Source organism: Pseudomonas sp. H3_E04 (assembly GCF_054668915.1).
On sequence record NZ_CP162797.1, the window covers coordinates 1,076,941 to 1,098,734 of the forward strand.

Sequence of the window (21,794 nt, forward strand, 5' to 3'; positions counted from 1 at the left end):
TCACGTCACCCGACCTCTTTTGCTCACCAGCGACAGTCGCGAAGCTCGCAACAAGTCAGCAAAAGCCGCCTTGTCGATTGGCCGGCTCATGAAGTAGCCCTGCACCTCGTTGCATTGATCCTTGCCGAGAATCGCCAGTTGCTCCTCGGTCTCGACGCCTTCGGCAGTCACCGTCAAACCCATGGCTTTGCCCAGGCCAATGATCGCCTGCACCACGGCACGATCATTGGTGCCGCTGCTGATCGAGGCGATAAAGCGTTTGTCGATCTTGATCCCGTCGAACGGATAGGCGCGCAGATAACCGAGCGACGAATAGCCGGTGCCGAAGTCGTCCATGTTCAGGCGCACGCCGAGTTCTTTGAGCTGATTCATGGTCGTCAGCGCGCCATCGGTGTCGTTCAGCATCACGTTCTCGGTGATTTCCAGCTCCAGGCGGCTGGCCGGGAAACGCGTTTGCACCAGCACTTCGCGAACATCCTCGACCACATCGCTGAGGGCAAACTGCGCTGGCGAGAGGTTCACCGACAGCAGAATGTCAGACGGCCATTCCAGCGCAGTTTCGCAGGCTTCGCGCAGCACCCAGCGTCCCAGCGGCACGATCAGGTCGGTCTGCTCGGCCAGCGGAATGAACACGTCCGGCCCGAGCAAGCCTTGTGTCGGATGCTGCCAGCGCACCAGCGCTTCGACTGAAACGATGTGCTTTCCGTCGACCTTGTAGCGCGGCTGATAGTGCAACACGAACTCGTTGTGCTTGAGCGCATGGCGCAGGTCATCTTCCATTTGCCGGCGCGTCTGGATCTGATCGCTCATGTGTGCTTCGAAATAGCACCAGGTGTTCTTGCCTTCGGACTTGGCCTGATACAGGGCGATATCGGCGTAGCGGATCAGATCGCTGACGACGAAGCCGTGTCGACGACTCAGTGCGATGCCGACACTGGCGCCGATGTGCAGCGGATGTTGTTCATAATTGATCGGTTGATGCAGGCTGCCGATCAGCCGTGTGCAGAATTTGTCGATCTCGTTATGGCTGTCCATGCCGTTGAGCACCACGACGAATTCATCACCGCCGAGGCGGGCAACTAGGTCGTGCTCGCGGGTGCATTCACGCAGACGCGTGGCGACTTCCTGCAGCACCGCGTCGCCGGCCGGATGACCGAGGGAATCATTGATCGGTTTGAAATTGTCCAGATCGATCATCAGCAGCGACAGAGGCGGTGCGTGTTCCTTCAAGAGCAGCACTTCATCCAGATAGCGCGCCAGTTTGTTGCGGTTGGGCAGACCGGTCAGGGCGTCGTGCATCGACAGGTGCTGAATCTGCGCGTGGGCAGCGACTTCGTCGGTGATGTCGCTGGCGGTGCCGCGATAACCGACGACATCGTCCTTGTCGAAAATCGGCCGTGCCGAGAGCCGGCAATGGCGCGGCTGGCCGGAGTGATCGCGATAGGTGCAACGCAAATCGCCGGCGCTGTTTTCTTCGCTGAGTTTGCGCAGCCACAGCTCCAGAGGTGTGGTGTCGCAGGTCAATAATTCGCCGATGTCCTGGCCCAGCCACAGGGCTTGCGGGTAGCCGGTGACCTCGCTGAAGCGCGCCGACAGATAGGTCAGCGCCAAGTGACCATCGACTTCCCAGATCCAGTCCGACGCCGCTTCGGCCACGGCGCGAAAGCGTTCTTCACTGGCTTCGAGCGCATGATTGGCGGCTTCAAGGGCCTGATTCGACGCCTGCATGGCATGGATGCTGTTGTCGACGTATTGGGACGATCGCAAGGCGTGACGGAAGAAATAGGCGGTCAGCAGCATCAGCACCAGAAAGGTCGCGCCGAGCGGCGGCACCAGCGTCCACAACAATTGCTGGCCAGGTCGTTGCAAGTCGGCAACCAGGCTGTAGCCGGTGCTGTCGAGCGGCACGCTTGGTTGACCCTTCTCAATGGTGTCATCCGGGACCAGGGTCAGGTTCGTCAGACCATAACCGCTGCCGATCTTGCGCAGTTTGGTCGGAGTCAGCTTGTCGACGAACACCAGCACCGAGGTGTTTTTCAGTTCATCCAGCGGGCGCTCGTCGTTGGGAATGATCGCGGCAGCGGTGATCAGCGCCGGCCAGCCTTCGAACAGTGAATAACTGCTGATCGGCTTGGTCAGATCAGGCTGGCTCAGCACCTGCTCGACCAGCGCCGGGGCGGGCGCTTGCAGCACCGTGGCCACGTCGGTTTCAACCATCTGCCCGCGAATCACCGCGTACTTGGTGCGATTGCGATCAAGGACGAACACACCGTCGTAGCCATCGCTGGTGAACAGCGTCTTGCCCATGTTCTGTTCGGTGTAGGCCCAGTTGATGTCGATCGGCCCGCTCAAGGCCTCGTAAGCGCGGGTCCAGTAGGCATAACTGGTGATGTAGTTTTTCGACGCGGTGATGCGGTTTTCCACGGCGCGCACGGAATAGAACTGGTTCTGTTCCAGGTCTTTCGCGTCAAGGGTATTGGCGATGCCAAGTAATGTGCTGATCGCGGCGATAACGCCAGCGACGAACAAAGCGCCAACGGCGATGGCCAGGCGCCGGGTCACGGCGCGTTGCGGTGTTGGGATTGGCTGCGCAGGGAGAGTAACGACCATGTGCTCGTCCTTGATCCGGTGTCTTGTGAATCTAGAACAATGGCGAACGCACAATGTTCAGATTGTGTTATTGGTATCGCCTGGATTTTTTCAAAGTGTAGCGAATCCGTTGGAATTTCCAGCACCGCCGGCCGGCGGCGAATCCCGAAAGGGCGAGACTTCCCGCACAAAAACCGGATAATGGCCGCCATTCGTTTAGCCGTATTCTGGTAATCCCGCATGGAAATCAAGGTCAACTTTCTCGACAACCTTCGACTTGAAGCCAAGTTCGACGACTTCACGGTGATCGCCGATCAGCCCATCCGCTACAAAGGCGACGGCTCGGCACCGGGGCCGTTCGACTACTTCCTGGCGTCGTCGGCCTTGTGCGCGGCTTACTTCGTCAAGCTGTACTGCGACACCCGCAACATCCCGACGGAAAACATTCGCCTGTCGCAGAACAACATCGTCGACCCGGAAAACCGCTACAACCAGATCTTCAAGATTCAGGTCGAGTTGCCCGCCGATATCTCCGACAAGGATCGCCAGGGCATCCTGCGTTCCATCGACCGCTGCACGGTAAAGAAGGTGGTGCAGACCGGCCCCGAGTTCATTATCGAAGAAGTCGACAACCTCGACGCCGATGCCCAGGCCTTGTTGATGCCGCAGTCCGATTCCCAGGCGGGCACCTACATTGCCGGCAAGGACCTGCCGCTGGAACAGACCATCGCCAACATGTCGAAGATCCTCGCCGACCTCGGCATGAAGATCGAAATCGCCTCGTGGCGCAACATCGTGCCGAACGTCTGGTCGCTGCACATTCGCGATGCGCATTCGCCGATGTGCTTCACCAACGGCAAGGGCGCGACCAAGGAAGGCGCACTGGCTTCGGCGCTGGGCGAGTTCATCGAGCGCCTCAATTGCAACTTCTTCTATAACGACCAGTTCTGGGGCGAAGACATCGCCAATGCCGAATTCGTCCATTACCCGGATGAGAAATGGTTCAAGCCGGGGCCGAAGGACGAATTGCCGAGCGAGATTCTCGACGACTACACCCTCGGCATTTACAATCGCGACGGCGAACTGCGTGGCTCGCACCTGTACGACACCAACTCCGGCAACACCCAGCGCGGCATCTGCTCGCTGCCGTTCGTGCGCCAGTCGGACGGCGAAGTGGTGTACTTCCCGTCGAACCTGATCGAAAACCTCTACCTGAGCAACGGCATGAGTGCCGGCAACACCTTGGCCGAAGCGCAGGTGCAGTGCCTGTCGGAGATTTTCGAACGCGCGGTCAAACGCGAGATTCTCGAAGGCGAAATGGCCCTGCCGGACGTACCGCAAGAAGTGCTGGAGAAATACCCGAGCATCCTCGCCGGCATCAAAGGCCTGGAAGAGCAGGGCTTCCCGGTATTGGTCAAGGATGCCTCGTTGGGCGGTGAATTCCCGGTGATGTGCGTGACCCTGATGAACCCGCGCACCGGCGGCGTCTTCGCCTCGTTCGGCGCGCACCCGAGCCTGGAAGTCGCGCTGGAACGCAGCCTGACCGAACTCTTGCAGGGCCGCAGCTTCGAAGGCCTAAACGACTTGCCGCAGCCGACCTTTTCCGGGCAGGCAGTCACCGAGCCGAACAACTTCGTCGAGCACTTCATCGATTCCAGCGGCGTGGTGTCGTGGCGCTTCTTCAGCGCCAAACCAGACTTCGAATTCGTCGAGTGGGACTTCTCCGGCCAAGGCGAAAACTCCAATGCCGAAGAAGCAGCAACCCTGTTCGGCATCCTCGAAGACATGGGCAAGGAAGTCTACATGGCCGTCTACGAGCACATCGGCGCCAAGGCCTGCCGCATCCTGGTGCCAGATTACTCGGAGATCTACCCGATCGAAGACCTGATCTGGGACAACACGAACAAAGCCCTGCAATTTCGCGCCGACATTCTCAACCTGCACAACCTCAGCAAGGTGGGCCTGCGCAATCTGGTCCAGGGCCTGGAACGCAGCGAGCAGGATGACTACACCGATATCACCACGCTGATCGGCATCGAGTTCGACGACAACACTCCGTGGGGCAAATTGACGATTCTCGAACTGCGCCTGCTGATCTACCTCGCGCTGCAGAAGTTTGACGAGGCGAAGGATCTGGTCGAAGCGTTCCTGCAATACAACGACAACACCGTTGAGCGCGGCTTGTTTTATCAGGCTGTGAATGTGGTGCTGGAAATGGAGCTGGACGAGGATCTCGAGCTGGAAGACTACGAGGCCAACTTCCGTCGGATGTTTGGCGACGAACGCATGGATGCGGCGATTGGTTCGGTCAATGGCAGTGTGCGCTTTTACGGTTTGACGCCGACGAGCATGAAGCTGGAAGAGCTGGATCGGCATTTGCGCTTGATTGAGAGCTATAAGAAGCTGCATGCGGCGCGGGCGAATGCGACAACCTTGTCGCGTTGAGAGCAGGCGATCCAAATGTAGGAGCTGCCGAAGGCTGCGATCTTTTGACTTTGATTTTTTTTGACCAAAGCAAGATCAAAAGATCGCAGCCTTCGGCAGCTCCTACAGAGCGAGCCAAGCTCAGCGGCCATGCGCCGCATTGGCCAACTGCCCCGTATCCACACGCACAAACACCGAATCGCCCGCCGCCGTCAGCACTTCCCCTGCATACACCTCGCAAATCACTCGGGTCTTGCGCCCGACCTCACCTTCGACCCGCGCGCGCAAGAGCAGTGGTACGCCCATCGGTGTCGGTTTGATGAACTTGATCCCAAGGTTACCGGTGACGCAGTCGATGCGCGGCAGGCTGCCGGCTTCGCGGTTTTCTGCGCGGTAGTGCCAGGCCATGGCGGTCCAGTTGGAGTGACAGTCGACCAGCATGGCGATCAGCCCGCCGTAGACCAGATCCGGCCAGCCGCAGTATTGGGCTTCGGGCACGTGTTCGGCGATCACATGGCTGCCGTCTTCGTCCCAGCGACTTTTGACGTGCAGGCCGTGCGGGTTGCGGCCGCCGCAGCCGTAGCAAACGCCTTCGGGGGCGGCGAGGTCTTGCAGCGGGGTGTCGTGGCTGGACATGCTGTGGGTCATCCTGGAGTGGCGAGGCCGGACAGGCGCAAGCGGTTGCGGCCGCCGCGTTTGGACTCGTAGAGCGCGGCGTCGCCAAGTTCGATCAGCGCATCCAGACTGGCTGGTGGTTTGTCGAACAGGGCGCCGCCGATACTCAAGGTCACCGCAGCGGACGTGGGATAGGTGTGCGACGCCAGGGCCAGAAACTGTTCGCGCAAGGCATTGCCCAGTTCAAGGATAGCTTCGGGCGAGGCGTTGTTGAGCAACATCAAAAACTCATCGCCACCCAGGCGCGCGGTCAGCGCATTCGCCGGCAGCTGGGCGCGGATCATCTCGCTCAAGGCAATCAGCAAGCGGTCGCCGGCGATATGCCCGTACTGGTCGTTGACCAGTTTGAAGTTGTCGATATCGATCAACAGCAGCGCACCCGGTCTTTGCGCCGATACCCCGGCCAACAGGCGTGGCGTGCGTTTTTCCAGGGCGCGGCGGTTGTAGAGGGCGGTGAGCGGATCGCGCTCGGCGAGGCGGGCGATCTGCTTTTCCCGGCGATAACGCTCGGTGCCGGTCATCGACAGCGCAATCAACATGATCGCCATGGCGCCTTCGACCAGCGAGATCTGAATGATCTCGCCGCGAAACGCCGCCAGATCGATCAGCGTGCCGGGGATCACTACGGTCAGAGCCTTGGCCACATAAAAGATGCCGTGGCCGAGCAGCACATAGCGCAGTTGCACCGCGCCGACGCTCAATGACTTGCCGTGCGGACGCAGCAGCGAACTGGCCTTCAGCGTGGGGATGGCTACCAGCAGCGAGTTGGCCACCAGCATGGCCTTGGACCACAGCGGTCCGTCCGGCAACGTCAACATGATCAGCCACGTCGCGAAAATCAGATACCACGCCGGCGACAGTCGGGTCTGGGTGAAACGCGCCACGCCGAGCAGGAAAAAGAAATGTGCGGTCACCAGCAGGCCGTTGGCGAACCAGATGCCCAGCAGCAGAAAACCGCTGCTGCGCAGCAGAGCGAGGGTGGAACCGATGGTGATGGTGGCGAAACCGGCGCTCCAGAACAGTAGCGAAGGCTCACGGATGCTGCGCCATTCGACCGCCAGATACAGCGCGGCAGCGGCTGCGAGGGCGATCGTGATGGTCAGCATCGTTGGCGGGTCGAGCGGCATTTCCGGGCAAGCCTGTATGTATGGCAATAGGCCTGCGATTGTAAGCGTTTGGTCAGGTTTTTCGCAGGGGGCGCGTCGCCGGGCAGACCACTGGCGCTCCGGCGGTCACTCTTTCGGGCTTAGCCACGTGTCTACCACGCGGCGATCGAGCTCTTCCCAATAGGCCATGCCCAGCACTCGTGTGGTGTTGAGCCCGCGCAGGTAACCGCGCAGTTGCTGGGCAGTGTCGCGGATCAGTTGCGCATCGCGGGTGTTTTTGTCCAGCAGGATGCTTTCGTACTGCACCAGATATTCGGCCACGCGCTCGCGGAAATCGGGCAGCACGGCGTCACGGATCAGATCGAACGTTCTCAAGGCGAGACCCTCATCATTTTTCTTGGATGCATCCAGTGTGCATCAGTCTGCGCGACACGCAACTATTGCTGGAAGTAATAGTGACCATCAAGAAACGCAAGTTCTGCTTTGTCAGCGATCGGCGGAAAATCGCCTCCATCGAAGACGCAGCTCAAGGAAATTGCGCGATGAACATTCTGACTCGACTGGCAATGATCGCCCTGCTGATGGGCGGGGTGGTTACCGCACCGGCTTACGCAGACGACGCCCGGTCGTGTCACCTGCAACCCATCGCCGCCAGTGCCTCGGCGTTGCAGCATACGCAGACCGTTGGGGTGTTGTTGAGCGAAAACACACTGCAGAACCTGCAATATCTGGAGCGCTACCACGACATGGCGCTCAATGGCGCGAAAGATGCGCTGGATTCGCGAATTCGCGACGCCTTTGTTGGGAGCTCCGACCCGGAACTGGCGCTCGACTGGCTGGTGAGTTCGCTGCAGCAACAGTTCGTCTCGGTGACCGTTTACGACAATCTGGATGAGCTGCTTCAGGCCCATCCGGATGTGGTGGTCAAGCTCGATACCTTCAATCGCTTGCTGACCCAACGCAACAGTCTGGTCGAGGCGCGCTTCTCTGCACGGTTCTACGACGCCGACCTGCAATACATCGGCAAGGCCGAGGGGGCAATCGAGCAGGAGCTGCCTTCGGTCTGGGTGCATGACCGGGCGGCGCCGCAGATCGCGGCACAGATCAATCAGCAGCGTGATCTGCAACTCAATGCGCTGAAGCAATTCGATGTGTCGCTCAAGGCCCTGGTGGCGTCGAGCTGATTCTCCAAAAAATTGAATGGCAGCGGCGATCCCGTGAAGTCGAACCGTTGCCGGTTGAACCGAACCTTTATTTTCAGGATTACCCCGATGCGTCCTTTATTCGTGCCAGCCATGGCTTTTGTTTCCCTTTTGCTCGGCGGTTGTGCTTCGGCGCCGAACGATCCGACTCTGACGTTGCAGACCAGCAAGACGCCGGCGCAGTACGCCGATTGCGTGGTGCCGAAGTTGCAGGGCAGTGCGTTGAATCCGACGGTTTCGCAGAGTCAGCGCAGTTATCGGATTGTGGTGCCGAGCAAGGTGGCGGCGGACAACGTGCTGGAGGCGTACAAGGCGGGGAAGGGTGGCAAGGTGTTCATTTATGAGCGGCATTTGCTGGCGTCGAATCTGTTGCCTTCGAGTTTTGAGCGGGCGGCTCAGGAGTGCATTTGATCTGAGCGCCTGGATGGTTTTTTGATAGAGCTCCTTTGGTTGGCCGCAACCAACCAATTTTTTGGCCCCACACTGGTTTTCGGTTGTGGGGTTTTTTTTGTGGACTTGGCGGCCTTTGGGCCGACCATGCTCTTCGGGTTTTGGGTGTATATCCGTTTCTGCGGGTGTGACTGATTACGGTTCCGCTCTTACAGCGGGTCACTTTTTCAAACGCCAAAAAGTAACCAAAAGGCTGCGCCCTGACGTTCGGCCCGCTCGCTGGGGCTCGGGGTTCCTTCGCTCCGGGATCGATCCGGGCGCAGCGGCTCCGGTTTGCTTCGCTGCACCTCCTTGCGCTGTGTACGACTGCGTCGTACGGTCGCTGCGCTCCCACCCCCGGATCAATCCCTCCACTCAGCCTGCCGACGGGCTCCAGGATCAAAAGCTTTACTCGAGCTAACGCTCATCGTGTGTAGGAGCTGCCGAAGGCTGCGATCTTTTGCTTTTGCTTTTGCTTTTCTGTGGAAGCTGGCTTGCCAGCGAAGGCGGCCTGACAGCCGACCCGGTTCTCACTGAATGTACGCAATCAAACCTGTGGGAGCGAGCCTGCTCGCGAAAGCGGTATGTGCCGCGATTGCGAACAGCGCTCCGGAACCGGTTCACCCCGTCACACACCCAACCGGCACTTTTCCCGCAAACGTATCTACCAGACTCGCCACGACCATTTCCCCCATCCGCGTGCGTGTTTGAAGCGTGGCGCTGGCCCGATGCGGTTGCAGCACCACCTGTTCATTACCAAACAACGCCTCAGGCACATTCGGTTCATCGACAAACACATCCAGCCCAGCCCCGGCAATCTCGCCAGCCGCAAGCGCGGCCACCAGATCCGCCTCATTCACCAGTTTGCCCCGGGCGACGTTGACCAGATAACCGTCTTTACCCAGCGCTTGCAGCACTTGCGCGTCGATGATCGCTTCGCCCTTGTCCGCCGCAGCGGCGAGGATCAGGGCGTCGCTGTCGCGGGCCAGTTGTTTGAGGTCGGCGATGAAGGTGTGGGGGACGTCGCTCATTGGTTGCAGGTCGGTGTAGCTGATCGGGCAGCCGAAGGCGGCGGCGCGGGTGGCGATGGCGCGGCCGACGCGGCCCATGCCGACGATGCCGATGCGCATGCCTGAGACTTGCCGGGCCAGCGGCAGGGGCGCGAGTGGGGTCGGGCTTTGCGGCCATTGGCCGGAGCGGACGTAGCGGTCGCTGGTGCACAGGCCCCGACAGACCGAGATGAGCAGGCCGATCGCGAGGTCGGCGACGTCTTCGGTGAGGGCGCCGATGGTGGCGGTGACGCGGATGCCACGATCGCGGGCGTAGGCCAGATCGACGGCGTCGGTGCCGACGCCGTTGACCGCGACCACTTCCAGGTTCGGCAGTTGCGCCATCAGCGCCTGGCTGATGCCGGTGTGGCCACCGGTGATCACGCCGCGGATGTTGGCGCCGTGTTCTTTTATGTAGGCGGGTTTGTCCGCTTGCTGGAAGTAGCGGCGTACGCTGAACAGTTCGTCCAGACGTGCGTTGATTTCCGGGATCAGGATCGGGCTCAGTTGCAGGATTTCTGGCTTCATGGCTACCTCGTTACGCAATAAAAAGGCCGGCTCAACCGCGGCCGGCAAACGGCATGGCGCTGGCCATGACGGTCATGTTCAGGACGTTGGCCGACAGCGGCAGGCCGGCGATGTAGCGCACTGCATCGGCGACGTGTTTGACGTCGACCATCGGCTCGACGGCGATGCTGCCGTTGGCCTGGCGTACGCCTTTGGTCATGCGCACCGACATTTCCGTCAGGGCATTGCCGATGTCGATCTGGCTGCAGGCAATGTTGAATTCGCGGCCGTCCAGCGCCAGGGATTTGGTCAGGCCGAGCACGGCGTGTTTGCTCGCGGTGTAGGCGCTGCTGAACGGACGCGGCGTGTGTGCGGAAATCGAACCGTTGTTGATGATCCGCCCGCCCTGTGGCTGTTGTTTGCGCATCAGCCCGAAGGCGCCGCGAGCGCACAGGAAGACGCCGTTGAGGTTGGTGTCGATCACGTTGCGCCACTGCTCGAAGGTCAGCTCGTCCAGCGGCACGGCGGGGGCGTTGACGCCGGCGTTGTTGAAGACCACATCGAGGCGCCCGTAGACCTCGGCAATCGTCGCGAACAGCACGTCGACACTGGCCGGATCACGCACGTCGGTGGGTACCGCCAGCGCTTGATGACCCTGGCTCTGCGCCAGTTCGACCAGCGCTTGCAACGGCTCGGGCCGGCGTCCGGCGAGTACAAGGGTGAAACCGTCGGCCATCAGGCCCAGCGCCACGGCGCGGCCGATGCCACTGCCGGCGCCGGTGACCAGCGCGACTTTCAAAGGGGTCGTCATATTGTTGTTCTCCTTTTTTCTCAATCCGCTGGTATCAGGACCGTGGGCCGACGCGCATTTCCAGGTGGCCGATGCCGTCGATGCCGGCGTTGATCACGTCGCCGGGTTGCAGACTGTCAACGCCGGCGGGGCTGCCGGTCATGATCAGGTCGCCAGCGCGCAGGGCCACGGATTGCGAGATGCGGCTGATCACTTCGCTGACCGACCAGATCTGGCTGTCGAGGTTGTCGCGCTGGCGTTCTTCGCCGTTGACGTTCAGCCACAACTCGCCTTCGGGATGGCCGCAGCGGCTCACCGGGACCACGGCGGTCATCGGCGCGGCGCCGTCGAACACCTTGGCGCCTTCCCACGGCAGGCCGTTGCTCTTGGCCGCGCGTTGCACATCGCGGCGGGTCAGGTCGAGGCCGGCGGCGTAGCCCCACACGTAGGCGAGCGCTTGATCCTCGGGGATATTGGCGCCGCCTTCACCGATGGCGACGACCAGTTCGATTTCGTGAACGAAGTCCTCGCACACTGTTGGGAAGGCGACGTCGCCGACGGCATCGACCACGCAGCTCGGCGGTTTCATGAAAAACACCGGCGGCTGGCGCGACTGGCCTTGAGTGTCCGGCCATGGGTAGTTGCGGCCGACACAGAACACCCGGCCGACCGGGAAGCGTTGCTCGGTGCCGAGTACCGGCAAGGTCACGGGCAGATCCGGGGTAAAGACGTATTCAGTCATGTTCATCCTGCGGGTCATCCTGTTTGAAAGGGCAGCGTACGGCGGCTGGCGTCGGCGAAGTTGGACGAAAGCCGCCTGCGTTTGGACAAATCCGGTTTTTTGAGCTCAGCGCACCTTCAGTTCGATGCGATACAGGCGCCCGAGCAGCAACGAGTAGGAGAGCGTGCCGATCAGCGCCACGCCGCCAATGAACCAGAAGGCATAGGCGAAGGTGCCGGTGGCGTGAACGATGGCGCCGATCACGATCGGCGTGACGATGCCGCCGATGTTCGCGGCGAGGCTGGTAATGCCACCAGTGAGGCCGATCAGCTCTTTCGGCGCCACTTCCGAGACGGCCGCCCACGACGAAGATGCGATGCCTTGGGCGAAGAAGGCGATGGTCAACACGGCGATGCAGATCAGGTTGGAGTCGGTGAAGTTCACCAGCACGATCGACATGCCCAGCATCGAACCGACCACCAGCGGCAGCTTGCGCGCAAACGACATCGAGTAGCCGCGACGGATCAGCAGGTCGGAAACGATGCCGGCCAGCAGAATCCCCACGGTGGCACCGACGAAGGGCAGCACGGCGAAGATCCCGGCCTTGATCATGGTCAGTTTGCGTTCTTCGATCAGGTAGGTCGGGAACCAGGTGAGGAAAAAGTACAGCGCAGAGGTGCTGGCGAACTTGCCGATGCAGATCGCCCAGATCTGCCGATAGCTGAACAGCTCGGCAATCTGCCGCCAGTTGAAACGGGTGCGCTCCTGGCTGCTCTTGACCAGACCGCCGCCGGTTTCGATGTACTTCAATTCTTCCTGGCTGACTTTTTTGCAGTTCAGCGGATCGCGATACAGGTACAGCCACAGCACACCGAAGACGATGCCGAGTGCGCCGGTGCTGTAGAACACGTGGCGCCAGTCAAAAGTGGTCGCCAGCCACAGCAGCGCGCCGGTGAACAGCGCCGTGCCGAGGTACTGACCGCACACGTAAATGCTGCTGGCCATCCCGCGTTCCCGCGCCGGGAACCACACCGTCACGGCGCGGCTGTTGGCCGGGAAAGCCGGAGCTTCCATGGCGCCGACTGCCAGCCGCAGGCCGAACAGCGAGGCAAAACCCGTGGCGAAACCCTGGCAAACGGTGACGGTCGACCAGCTGATCAGCGATACGCCGTAGGTGAAGCGCGAGCCAAACCGGTCAGCGATAAACCCCGCCGGCACCAGCGCCAGCGCATAGGTCCAGGCGAAGGCGGAGAAAATCAGACCCATCTCGATCTTGTCCAGACCCAGATCCTTGGCCATGAACGGCGCGGCGATCGAGATGTTCACCCGGTCGATGTAATTGATGATCGTCGCGATCAGCAGCAACGACAGCATGAACCAGCGCCGCCGGGTAGGCAGACGCTGCGCCGAAACGGCATCGCGTGCGCCGGCTATCACCGGCGGCACAGTGGCACTGGAGGAATGGGAGTTGGACATGCGGAGACCTCGTTATTGTTAGAAGAGTCGAGATTTTTCGAGCAGCCGATGCCGTTGCCCGCAACGTGTGGGGCAAGGCAATCGAACGGGTTGCAGCGCGGGTTTCAGACGTTCAGGAACGTCTTTGTGCAATTGACTTCAAGGGGAGGTCGGGCGGGGCGGCGAGGGGAAATAGCAGGATCATGACGTGCGCACCTTTGATTGTTTTTGAAAGAGGTTGGGCTGCGTTGATCATTACAGTGGTCGTACAACGTTTCTAAATCAACCGGCGGGTTAGAACGTTTTTTCTTGAAAAAAGCGGATTTGGCGAGAGTGTCCAAAAAGATAAATACGTTAAGTTTTAATAATTGGAATTAGAAAGATCACCTAATCTATTGAATTAAATACCTTTGCTTTGAGAATTAGCTATTTGTGCTTTTGGACACGCGCTTTCGGCACCCATCATCAGAAAACAACTGCAAACGCCGTCGTCATCGTATGACTCATTGCCGACCACCGCTCAACCCTGCAAGATGACAAGCGCCACCTCACTGCCCGGAGGACCTCCTACCCATGTCTTCACCCAGCCGTATTCCGACCTACGTCATGCAGCAACGCAGCGAATTGACCGATTTCTACATTCGCGACAAAAAGGGCCGACGCGCCGAAACCGCTCCTCACCGGCATGAGTACTTCCAGATCCAGATCAACCTCGGTGGCGACACCGTGCAGCACATCGGCAGCGTGCAGCGGCCATTTCCGCGCAACACCCTGGCGTTCATCCTGCCGCATCGGGTACATGTGATTCCGCATCCCGAGGACAGCAATTTCATCGTCATCAATTTTTCCCAGACGTTTCTCTTGCCGCATCTACAGTGCGACCCGATGGATCTGGAAGAAGTGTCGATCCTGCTCGCGCCTGAACTGTCGCCGTTCCGCTTTCAGGAACACCTGGATTTCATTTTGGACGATGAGGATTTCGCTCAAGTCTGCGGTTTGATCGAGCAGATGCGCGCACTTGATGAGAACCGTCAGTTCGGCACGCGGGAAATGCTCAAGGGGCTCTTGCTGCAGATGATCGGCAGCGTGTGTTTTCTCTATGCCGAGCCGCTCAAGCGCCTGGCGGAAGAGAATGCTGCCGAGAACAGCCGTCGCGACGCCTTGAGCCGAATGTTCGAGTACTTGCGGAAGAACATCGCCGATCCTGATCTCAACCTGATCAAAGTCGCTGCTGCGACCTATCTGTCACCGACTTACCTGACGCACTGGCTGCGCAAGGAAATCGGCAAGACCTTCACCGAGCTGGTGCTGGAACGGCGCATGCACGCGGCGCGCAATTTCCTCCTCAACAGCACGCGCTCGGTGGGCGAAGTGGCGCGGTTGTGCGGGTTCGCCGATGAGGCTTATTTCTCCCGGCGATTTCGCCAGATTCATGGCCAGCCGCCGGGCCAGTTCCGTCGCCGCCAGCTCAACCCGGACACGCCGCAGACTCCCCTGAATACTTAGAACGGCGCTCAGACCCACTTGAAGCGCGCAGGGAAGCGCGCCACGAAGCAGGTGCCCGCTTCACGGTCGGACGTCACGCTCAAGGTGCCGTTGTGCGCATTGGCAATCTGCCCGGCGATGTACAGGCCCAATCCCAACCCTTCATGACGCTGGCCTGCTTCGGAACGCGAGAACGGTTCGAACAGCAGCGGCATCAGCGCAGGCGGGATCGGCGTGCCCTGGTTGGTCAGCGAGATAACGATTTCGTCGCCCTCGGCACAGGCCTTGAGCACGATCGGTTCGGCGATGGAACCGTGGGTGACCGCGTTGCCCAGCAGATTCGACAACAACTGACTGATGCGCAGCGGGTCGCAATAGACGCCGGCCGGCACCTCAAGCGCGGCAACAAACCTCGCCTGCGGGTACGCCACCTGGATTTCTTCGAGGGTCTGGCGCAGCGTTTGCTGTAAATCATCGACCAGTTTGCGCTGCACCGGGATGCCACTGCCGAGCCGGCCGCGGGCAAAGTCGAGGATGTTTTCGATCAGCACGCCCATGCGCACTGAGCTGGTACGGATCGCCGACAGTAGCGTGCGCGAACGCTTGTCCTCGGCTTTGCTTTGTAAAAGGTCGGCGCTCATGCGAATGGCGCTGAGCGGCGTGCGCAAGTCATGGCCCAGTACGGCTATGAATTGCTCGCGCAGACGGCCCAATTCATTGGCATCGGCCAACGCGGTTTTGGTCGCGTGCAAATGGCCTTGGGTATCCAGGCTCATCGCAATCAATTGGGCGAACAGGGTGAGGGTTTTCTCGACGGCCGGATCATCTAGGTTCGCCGGGACCGAATCAATGGCGCAGAGTGTGCCGAAAAACTCGCCATCGGCCTTGATGATCGGAATGGAAATGTAGCTTTCCAGGCCGTAGGTTTTCGGCGTGTGATGCGTGGAGAACACCGGATGTTGGCTGGCATGGCCGAAGATCACCGGCTGATGATGCTGACGGATTTCATGACAGATGGTCGATTCGAGCACCAGCTCGCCGCCGGGTAATAATCCGAAGTCGATCGAGTCATCAACGGCGCAGGCAATCCATTTGCTCTCGGTAACCCGTGCAACCGCTGCGAAGCGCATGCCGGTGATGTGCTTGACCATGCTCAGGATCACTGGCACAGCGTCAATGCTGCCAATGGCTTCGAGGTCGGAAGTGAAATCTGTCTGGGACATGGCCGGTGCTTCGCGATAGTGTCGCCAGAGACTATCGGTAATTCCCGGCCATGCCTAATGAACATGCAAAAAAGGCCGCCGGGAAAGTCCCGGCGCCCTTGGTGTTACAGGCTGAACGCTATCGACTCAGAACTTGTACTTCGCGGTCATCATGTAGCTGCGCGGGGTGCCGTAGTTGTCGGTCGAGCCCCAGGTCACGTCGGTGCCGATGGAGGAGTAGTACTTGCGATCGAAGATGTTGTTGGCGTTGACCTGCAGGTCGAGGTGCTTGTTGACCTCGTAACCGGCCATCAAGTCGGTGGTCGCATAGCCACCCTGTTGCAGGCGGTAGCTGCTGCCATTGGCCAGAGCGATGTCGTTGTACATGCGGCTCTGCCAGTAGATGTTGCCGCCCACGCGCAGTTTTTCCAGCGGGCCTTTGAAGCGGTAGACGGTGGAGACCTTGAACAGGTGCTCCGGCATATCGGTGTCGAACTTCTGATTATTGTTGGCCGGGTTTTCGTCCTTGATGTAGTGGGCTCGGGTGTAGGTGTAGCCGGCGCCGACTTGCCATTGCTCGGTCAGTGCACCCTGCAGTTCCATGTCAACGCCTTGAGCGCGGACTTTGCCGGAGGTTTCGTAGCAGGTCAGTTCCGGGCAGCCGAGCTGCGTCGCTGCCTGGGTGGCGCGGTTGGTCTGGTCCATCTGGAACACCGCGAGGCTGCCGTTCAGCGCTCCGTCGAAATACTCGCCCTTGATGCCGACTTCATAGTTTTCACCAACGATCGGCTCCAGCACTTTGCCGCCGAGGTCCTTCTGGGTTTGCGGGGTGAAGATGTCGGTGTAGCTGGCGTAGACCGAGTGATGGTCGTCGAGTTTGTAGATCAGGCCAGCGTAACGGGTCAGGTTGCGCGTGACCTTGAAGTCGCCGTCGGCACTGCGATCGTCGTAGTCGTACCAGTCCAGGCGGCTGCCGAGGATCAGCGTCAGCGGGTCGGCCAGGCTCAAGCGCGTGGTCAGGTAAACCGCATCCTGGGTGGTGACGTTGCGCGACTTGCCGCTACGGACGAAGTCAGGCTTGGGCGCGGCGATCGGCAGGCCGGTGTCGTAGGGCGAGTATTCCCTGGTGGTGGCGTCGTACACGCGATTGCTCGCGCCGACCACCAATTCGTGGGTGCGGCCGAAGGCTTCGAACGGGCCGCTGGCGAAACCGTCAAAGGCGCGTTGCTTGTCGGTGTGATGCGACTGGTAGGCGGTGGTTTCCAGCGGGCCGTTGTAGCGCGACAGGTACGTGCCGGAAAATTCGCCCTCGAGTGTCGACGTCGAGCCGCCGAGGTGCAGTTTCCAGTCGTTGTCGAAACGGTGTTCGACTTCACCGAACACGGTGTCGACTTGCAGCTTGCGGTTTTCCCAATCGGTGCCCGGGTAGGTGGAGCGGGGCAGGTCGAGGTGGTGGCCGTTTTCGCCGATCGGCAGGCCGCCCCAGAAATAGTTGGTCTGATCGTTTTGCCGCGAGAAGCCGAGGGTCGCGGTGGTGCTGTCGCTCAGGTCCGCTTCACCGATGGCATAAAACAGGCCGTGATCATTTTCTTCCTTGTCGCGGAAACTGTCCGCGCCCTGATAAGAAGTCACCACCCGGCCACGCAGGGTGCCGCTTTCGTTCAGGGGACTGGAGGCATCGACTTCGCCACGGTAGTCATCCCAACTGCCGGCGGCACCGGTGAGGGTTACGCGCTGATCGGCGGTCGGACGCTTGCGGACCATGTTGATCGCCGCCGACGGATTGCCGGCACCGGTGACCAGGCCGGTTGCGCCACGGACGATTTCCACTCGGTCGAACATCGCCAGGTTCGGTTGCACTGCCAAAGTGAATGGCGAATACGAGCTGGGCAGGCCGTCGTACATGATGTTATCGATGTCGAAACCGCGCGCCTTGTAAGTCTGCCGGCCCGGGCCGCTGGCCTCGCTGAGGAACAACCCCGGCGTGCCGCGCACCACATCGTTGACGCTGGTCATGTTCTGATCGTCCATGCGCTGGCGAGTGATCACTGTCACCGCCTGCGGCGTTTCGCGCATGGTCAGCGACAGCTTGGTCGCGGTCTGCATCGGGCCGGTGGTGTAGGACTGCGAGTCTTCGGTGGTGCTGCTCATCTGCGTGGCGCCGATTTCGGTCGCTTGCAGTTCCAGCGGGCCATTGGCGGGCGCAGTCGAGGCAGCTTCCTCCGCCAGCACAGGTGCGATGCTGGCCATGCCGATGGCGATTGCGAGGAGGTTAGGTGAAAGGTTCGAACGGCGGTGGATCGTGTGAAACGACATCTATCTGCTTCCCCAGATTACCCAAACGAAACTGATGCGAGTGCATGTAAGAATTATTCGCATTAGTATGTAGGAAGTTTCCGAGGGAATAAACCCGTACGGGTCAGTTAGTTAATGATTTTTTCACAATTGGATTTGATGGCCTCCGCAAGCAAATGTGGGAGCGGGCTTGCTCGCGAAAGGGTTGGGTCAGACAACACGTTGGTTGAATGATCCACCGCATTCGCGAGCAAGCCCGCTCCCACATTTTTGCCCGGTGGTCGGTCAGACAGACCGCGTCTGGTTCAATTCAGATCTTCTGCCGAATGCCGCTCCGGCACCTGACTGTCTTCATCACCCCAGGTGCGGTTCACCCGTTGCCCACGCATGACCGCCGGCCGCTTGGCGATTTCTTCGGCCCAGCGCTGCACGTGGGTGTACTCATGCGCCGCGAGAAACTCCGCCGCCGAGTAAACATTGTTGCGCACCAGTTGCCCGTACCAGGGCCACACGGCGATATCAGCGATGGTGTACTCGTCGCCCGCCAGATAGGTGTTGTCGGCGAGACGGCGGTTGAGCACATCCAGTTGCCGTTTGGCTTCCATGGTGAAGCGGTTGATCGGGTATTCGAGTTTATCCGGCGCATACGCGTAGAAGTGCCCGAAGCCACCACCCAGATACGGCGCCGAGCCCATTTGCCAGAACAGCCAGTTGAGGGTTTCGGTGCGACCGGCCGGATCCTTGGGCAGCAAGGCATCAAACTTTTCCGCGAGATAGAGCAGGATCGAGCCGGACTCGAACACCCGGATCGGCGGCTCGACACTGCGATCCAGCAGCGCCGGGATTTTCGAGTTCGGATTGACCTCGACAAAGCCGCTGGAGAACTGATCGCCCTCGCCAATGCGGATCAGCCAGGCGTCGTATTCGGCCTCGCTGTGCCCGAGCGCGAGCAACTCTTCGAGCATGATCGTGACCTTGACGCCATTGGGCGTGGCCAGCGAATACAGCTGCAACGGATGCTTGCCGACCGGCAGCTCTTTGTCATGAGTCGGCCCGGCAACCGGGCGGTTGATGCTGGCGAAGTGGCCGCCGGACGGGGCTTCGTGTTTCCAGACCTTGGGCGGAACGTAAGACGCATTGCTCATGAAACGGACCTCGTCGATGCTGGGAGAGAACAGATGGACACCGTAGGGAAAAATTCCGCCGGGTGCCAGCGGTGAGTGCGGTTATTCATATCGAATGATGCAAACCGATCCGCCGTCTTCGCGAGCAGGCTCGCTCCCACAGGGGTATGTATTGGACAGAGAGACAGGGTTCACCCGAATTCAGTGTGGGAGCGAGCCTGCTCGCGAAAGCGTCGCCAGCGTCGCCAGGGTCGCCGCGCCTAACGGCTCCAATATTGCCCAACAGCACCCCCGACTCCCTGCACCGGATCTGTCTCAGGAAACGCCAGCCCCACGATCCGCGCCAACTGCGCATCACTCGGCGCGGCGCGGCAAATATCCGCCTGCTGCCCCGGCGGATAAGCACCCACCACGAGAAAATCCTTGCTCGATCCCAGATTGCAGTGCCCGGTCCCGGCCGGCAGCAGCAACACATCGCCGGCACTGACGTCGACAATTTGCCCGTCAGGCCCGCCCAACATCAACCGCGCTTGACCCGCCGCCACGCCAAGCACTTCATGGCCTTCGGTGTGGTAGTGGTGATAGTCGTAAATCCCGTAGCGCCACTGCGCCGGCCAGCCATTGGCGCCGAACGTCTGCTCGAAGCGCGCCGCCGGGTCGTCGCCCTCGATGGCCACCGCGCCGCGATAGATCAGCACCGGCAAACGCGGATTGTTCGGTACCCAGTCATGGCGTTCGAGCAGCAGGGTTTGCACTTCAGTCATGGCCCATCCTCCTTAGATCATTTCTCAATCGACCACAGAGCAGGGCGCACGCCTCAAAAATCATTGCCGCGCAAACACGGCGCCGAAGTTGATGCCCGGACAATCCAGCGAAACTTCACTGCGCAACGGGCTGTCCAGACCCTTACATGTCCATGCACCGGCCAATGGCGAGGAACGAGATGACGATGACAGTAGGGGATTTTCTGGTTGAACGGCTCAGCGAATGGGGCGTGACGCGGATTTTTGGCTATCCGGGCGATGGCATCAACGGCGTGTTCGGTGCCATGAGTCGGGCCAAAGGCAAGATCGAATTCGTTCAGGCACGGCACGAGGAAATGGCTGCATTCATGGCTTCGGCCCACGCCAAGTTCACCGGCGAGCTGGGCGTGTGCATCGCCACCTCCGGCCCCGGCGCTTCGCACTTGATCACCGGCCTCTACGACGCGCGCATGGACCATATGCCAGTGCTCGCCATTGTCGGTCAGCAGGCACGCACGGCGCTGGGCAGCCACTACCAGCAGGAGCTTGATCTGGTATCGATGTTCAAGGACGTCGCCGGTGCGTTTGTGCAGCAGGCCTCGGCGCCGTCGCAGGTGCGTCATCTGCTTGATCGTGCGGTGCGTACTGCGGTAGGCGAGCGCCGCGTCACCGCACTGATTCTGCCCAACGATTTGCAGGATCTGCCCTACGAGCAACCGGCGCGCGCCCATGGCACCGCGCATTCCGGCGTCGGTTACAGCAAGCCGAAAGTCGTGCCTTATGAAAGCGATCTGCAACGCGCCGCCGAGGTCCTCAACAGCGGCGAGAAAATCGCGATTCTGGTCGGCGCAGGCGCGCTGGAGGCGACTGATCAAGTCATCGCCGTGGCGGAAAAACTCGGCGCCGGTGTCGCCAAAGCGCTGCTGGGCAAAGCCGCATTGCCCGACGATTTGCAGTGGGTGACCGGCAGCATCGGCCTGCTCGGCACCGAGCCCAGCTATAAGCTGATGAGCGAGTGCGACACCTTGTTGATGATCGGTTCGGGCTTCCCGTATTCCGAGTTTCTGCCCAAGGAAGGCCAGGCGCGCGGGGTGCAAATCGACTTGCAGCCGGACATGCTCAGCCTGCGTTATCCGATGGAGGTCAATCTGGTCGGCGATTCAGCAGAAACTCTCGCCGCGTTGCTGCCGCTGCTGGAACAGAAAACCTCGAATAAATGGCGCAAGAAGATCGAAGGCTGGCGCAGCACTTGGGAGAAAACCCTGGAAAGACGCGCGATGGCCAAAGCCGATCCGGTCAACCCGCAACGGGTGGTCTATGAGTTGTCACCGCGTTTGCCCGAGCAGGCGATTATCACCAGCGATTCCGGCTCCTGCGCCAACTGGTTCGCCCGTGACCTGAAAATCCGTCGCGGCATGAAGTGCTCGTTGTCCGGTGGCCTGGCTTCGATGGGCGCGGCGGTGCCCTATGCGATCGCAGCGAAATTCGCCTTTCCCGAGCGTCCGGTCATCGCCCTGGTCGGCGACGGCGCGATGCAGATGAACAACATGGCCGAGCTGATCACCGTCGCCAAATACTGGCGCCAATGGCAGAGCCCGAAATGGATCTGCGCGGTATTCAACAACGAAGACCTCAATCAGGTCACTTGGGAGCAGCGGGTGATGGAGGGGGATCCGAAGTTCGAGGCGTCGCAAAGCATTCCCGACGTGCCGTATCACCTGTTCGCGATTTCCATTGGCCTGAAGGGAATCTTCGTTGATCGTGAAGAAGAGGTGGCGGCGGCCTGGGAACAGGCGCTTGCCTCGGAAGTACCGGTGCTGATCGAGTTCAAGACCGACCCCAACGTGCCGCCGCTTCCGCCGCACATCAAGCTTGAGCAAGCGAAGAAATTCGCCACGACCCTGCTCAAAGGCGATCCGGACGAAGCCGGGGTGATCGTGCAGACTGCCAAGCAGGTGCTGGGCGCCGTGTTGCCCGGGAAGAAGTGAAGGTGTGCGC

The 21,794-nt window shown here is 60.4% G+C and carries 17 protein-coding genes; 5 read left to right on the forward strand and 12 right to left on the reverse strand.

What is annotated here, in order from left to right; translation table 11 throughout:
- On the reverse strand, window positions 1-2,610 hold the full coding sequence (locus AB4N53_RS04990) for a bifunctional diguanylate cyclase/phosphodiesterase (RefSeq protein ID WP_460118691.1): 2,610 nt from the start codon (window positions 2,608-2,610) through the stop codon (window positions 1-3).
- Between the two features lie 219 nt (window positions 2,611-2,829).
- On the opposite strand from AB4N53_RS04990, the gene AB4N53_RS04995 reads away from it, so the two are divergent.
- Window positions 2,830-5,034 (forward strand): OsmC domain/YcaO domain-containing protein, encoded by a 2,205-nt coding sequence (locus tag AB4N53_RS04995; protein ID WP_460118693.1) that lies wholly within the window; start codon window positions 2,830-2,832, stop codon window positions 5,032-5,034.
- Window positions 5,035-5,154: 120 nt separating this feature from the next.
- On the opposite strand, the gene AB4N53_RS05000 is transcribed toward AB4N53_RS04995, so the two are convergent.
- The 3 genes from AB4N53_RS05000 to AB4N53_RS05010 form a co-directional block, all read right to left on the reverse strand.
- Window positions 5,155-5,649: a PaaI family thioesterase gene (locus tag AB4N53_RS05000; protein ID WP_460118695.1), complete on the reverse strand. Its 495-nt coding sequence runs from the start codon at window positions 5,647-5,649 to the stop codon at window positions 5,155-5,157.
- An 8-nt stretch (window positions 5,650-5,657) separates the two neighbouring features.
- Window positions 5,658-6,815, reverse strand: coding sequence for a GGDEF domain-containing protein (locus AB4N53_RS05005; protein ID WP_460118697.1), 1,158 nt, complete (start codon window positions 6,813-6,815; stop codon window positions 5,658-5,660).
- 105 nt (window positions 6,816-6,920) lie between these two features.
- Complete coding sequence (locus AB4N53_RS05010; RefSeq protein ID WP_460118699.1) at window positions 6,921-7,169, reverse strand: hypothetical protein; 249 nt, start codon at window positions 7,167-7,169, stop codon at window positions 6,921-6,923.
- Between the two features lie 167 nt (window positions 7,170-7,336).
- Here AB4N53_RS05010 and AB4N53_RS05015 point away from each other — a divergent pair, with 167 nt between their 5' ends.
- The gene (locus AB4N53_RS05015; RefSeq protein WP_460118701.1) at window positions 7,337-7,978 is read left to right on the forward strand and encodes an ATPase; all 642 of its coding nucleotides are present in this window, start codon (window positions 7,337-7,339) and stop codon (window positions 7,976-7,978) included.
- Between the two features lie 87 nt (window positions 7,979-8,065).
- Window positions 8,066-8,407, forward strand: coding sequence for a YajG family lipoprotein (locus AB4N53_RS05020; RefSeq protein WP_150742604.1), 342 nt, complete (start codon window positions 8,066-8,068; stop codon window positions 8,405-8,407).
- 638 nt (window positions 8,408-9,045) lie between these two features.
- Here the strand turns inward: AB4N53_RS05020 and AB4N53_RS05025 are convergent.
- The 4 genes from AB4N53_RS05025 to AB4N53_RS05040 form a co-directional block, all read right to left on the reverse strand.
- On the reverse strand, window positions 9,046-10,002 hold the full coding sequence (locus AB4N53_RS05025) for a 2-hydroxyacid dehydrogenase (protein WP_460118703.1): 957 nt from the start codon (window positions 10,000-10,002) through the stop codon (window positions 9,046-9,048).
- A 31-nt stretch (window positions 10,003-10,033) separates the two neighbouring features.
- The gene (locus AB4N53_RS05030; RefSeq protein ID WP_056785129.1) at window positions 10,034-10,792 is read right to left on the reverse strand and encodes an SDR family oxidoreductase; all 759 of its coding nucleotides are present in this window, start codon (window positions 10,790-10,792) and stop codon (window positions 10,034-10,036) included.
- A 34-nt stretch (window positions 10,793-10,826) separates the two neighbouring features.
- Window positions 10,827-11,519 (reverse strand): fumarylacetoacetate hydrolase family protein, encoded by a 693-nt coding sequence (locus tag AB4N53_RS05035; protein ID WP_460118705.1) that lies wholly within the window; start codon window positions 11,517-11,519, stop codon window positions 10,827-10,829.
- Between the two features lie 99 nt (window positions 11,520-11,618).
- Entirely contained in the window at window positions 11,619-12,968 is a 1,350-nt protein-coding gene (locus AB4N53_RS05040; protein WP_056785134.1) for an MFS transporter, read from the reverse strand.
- Window positions 12,969-13,520: 552 nt separating this feature from the next.
- Here AB4N53_RS05040 and AB4N53_RS05045 point away from each other — a divergent pair.
- The gene (locus AB4N53_RS05045; RefSeq protein WP_460118708.1) at window positions 13,521-14,453 is read left to right on the forward strand and encodes a helix-turn-helix transcriptional regulator; all 933 of its coding nucleotides are present in this window, start codon (window positions 13,521-13,523) and stop codon (window positions 14,451-14,453) included.
- Window positions 14,454-14,461: 8 nt separating this feature from the next.
- Here AB4N53_RS05045 and AB4N53_RS05050 read toward each other — a convergent pair whose 3' ends face one another.
- The 4 genes from AB4N53_RS05050 to AB4N53_RS05065 form a co-directional block, all read right to left on the reverse strand.
- On the reverse strand, window positions 14,462-15,655 hold the full coding sequence (locus AB4N53_RS05050) for a GAF domain-containing sensor histidine kinase (protein WP_460118710.1): 1,194 nt from the start codon (window positions 15,653-15,655) through the stop codon (window positions 14,462-14,464).
- A 126-nt stretch (window positions 15,656-15,781) separates the two neighbouring features.
- On the reverse strand, window positions 15,782-17,950 hold the full coding sequence (locus AB4N53_RS05055; protein ID WP_460118712.1) for a TonB-dependent siderophore receptor: 2,169 nt from the start codon (window positions 17,948-17,950) through the stop codon (window positions 15,782-15,784).
- A gap of 284 nt (window positions 17,951-18,234) precedes the next feature.
- Window positions 18,235-19,074 (reverse strand): glutathione-dependent disulfide-bond oxidoreductase, encoded by an 840-nt coding sequence (gene yghU, locus AB4N53_RS05060; protein WP_460118714.1) that lies wholly within the window; start codon window positions 19,072-19,074, stop codon window positions 18,235-18,237.
- Between the two features lie 239 nt (window positions 19,075-19,313).
- On the reverse strand, window positions 19,314-19,817 hold the full coding sequence (locus AB4N53_RS05065; RefSeq protein WP_460118716.1) for a cupin: 504 nt from the start codon (window positions 19,815-19,817) through the stop codon (window positions 19,314-19,316).
- A 179-nt stretch (window positions 19,818-19,996) separates the two neighbouring features.
- Here AB4N53_RS05065 and AB4N53_RS05070 point away from each other — a divergent pair, with 179 nt between their 5' ends.
- The gene (locus AB4N53_RS05070; protein WP_460118718.1) at window positions 19,997-21,784 is read left to right on the forward strand and encodes a thiamine pyrophosphate-requiring protein; all 1,788 of its coding nucleotides are present in this window, start codon (window positions 19,997-19,999) and stop codon (window positions 21,782-21,784) included.
- Window positions 21,785-21,794: the final 10 nt, after the last annotated feature.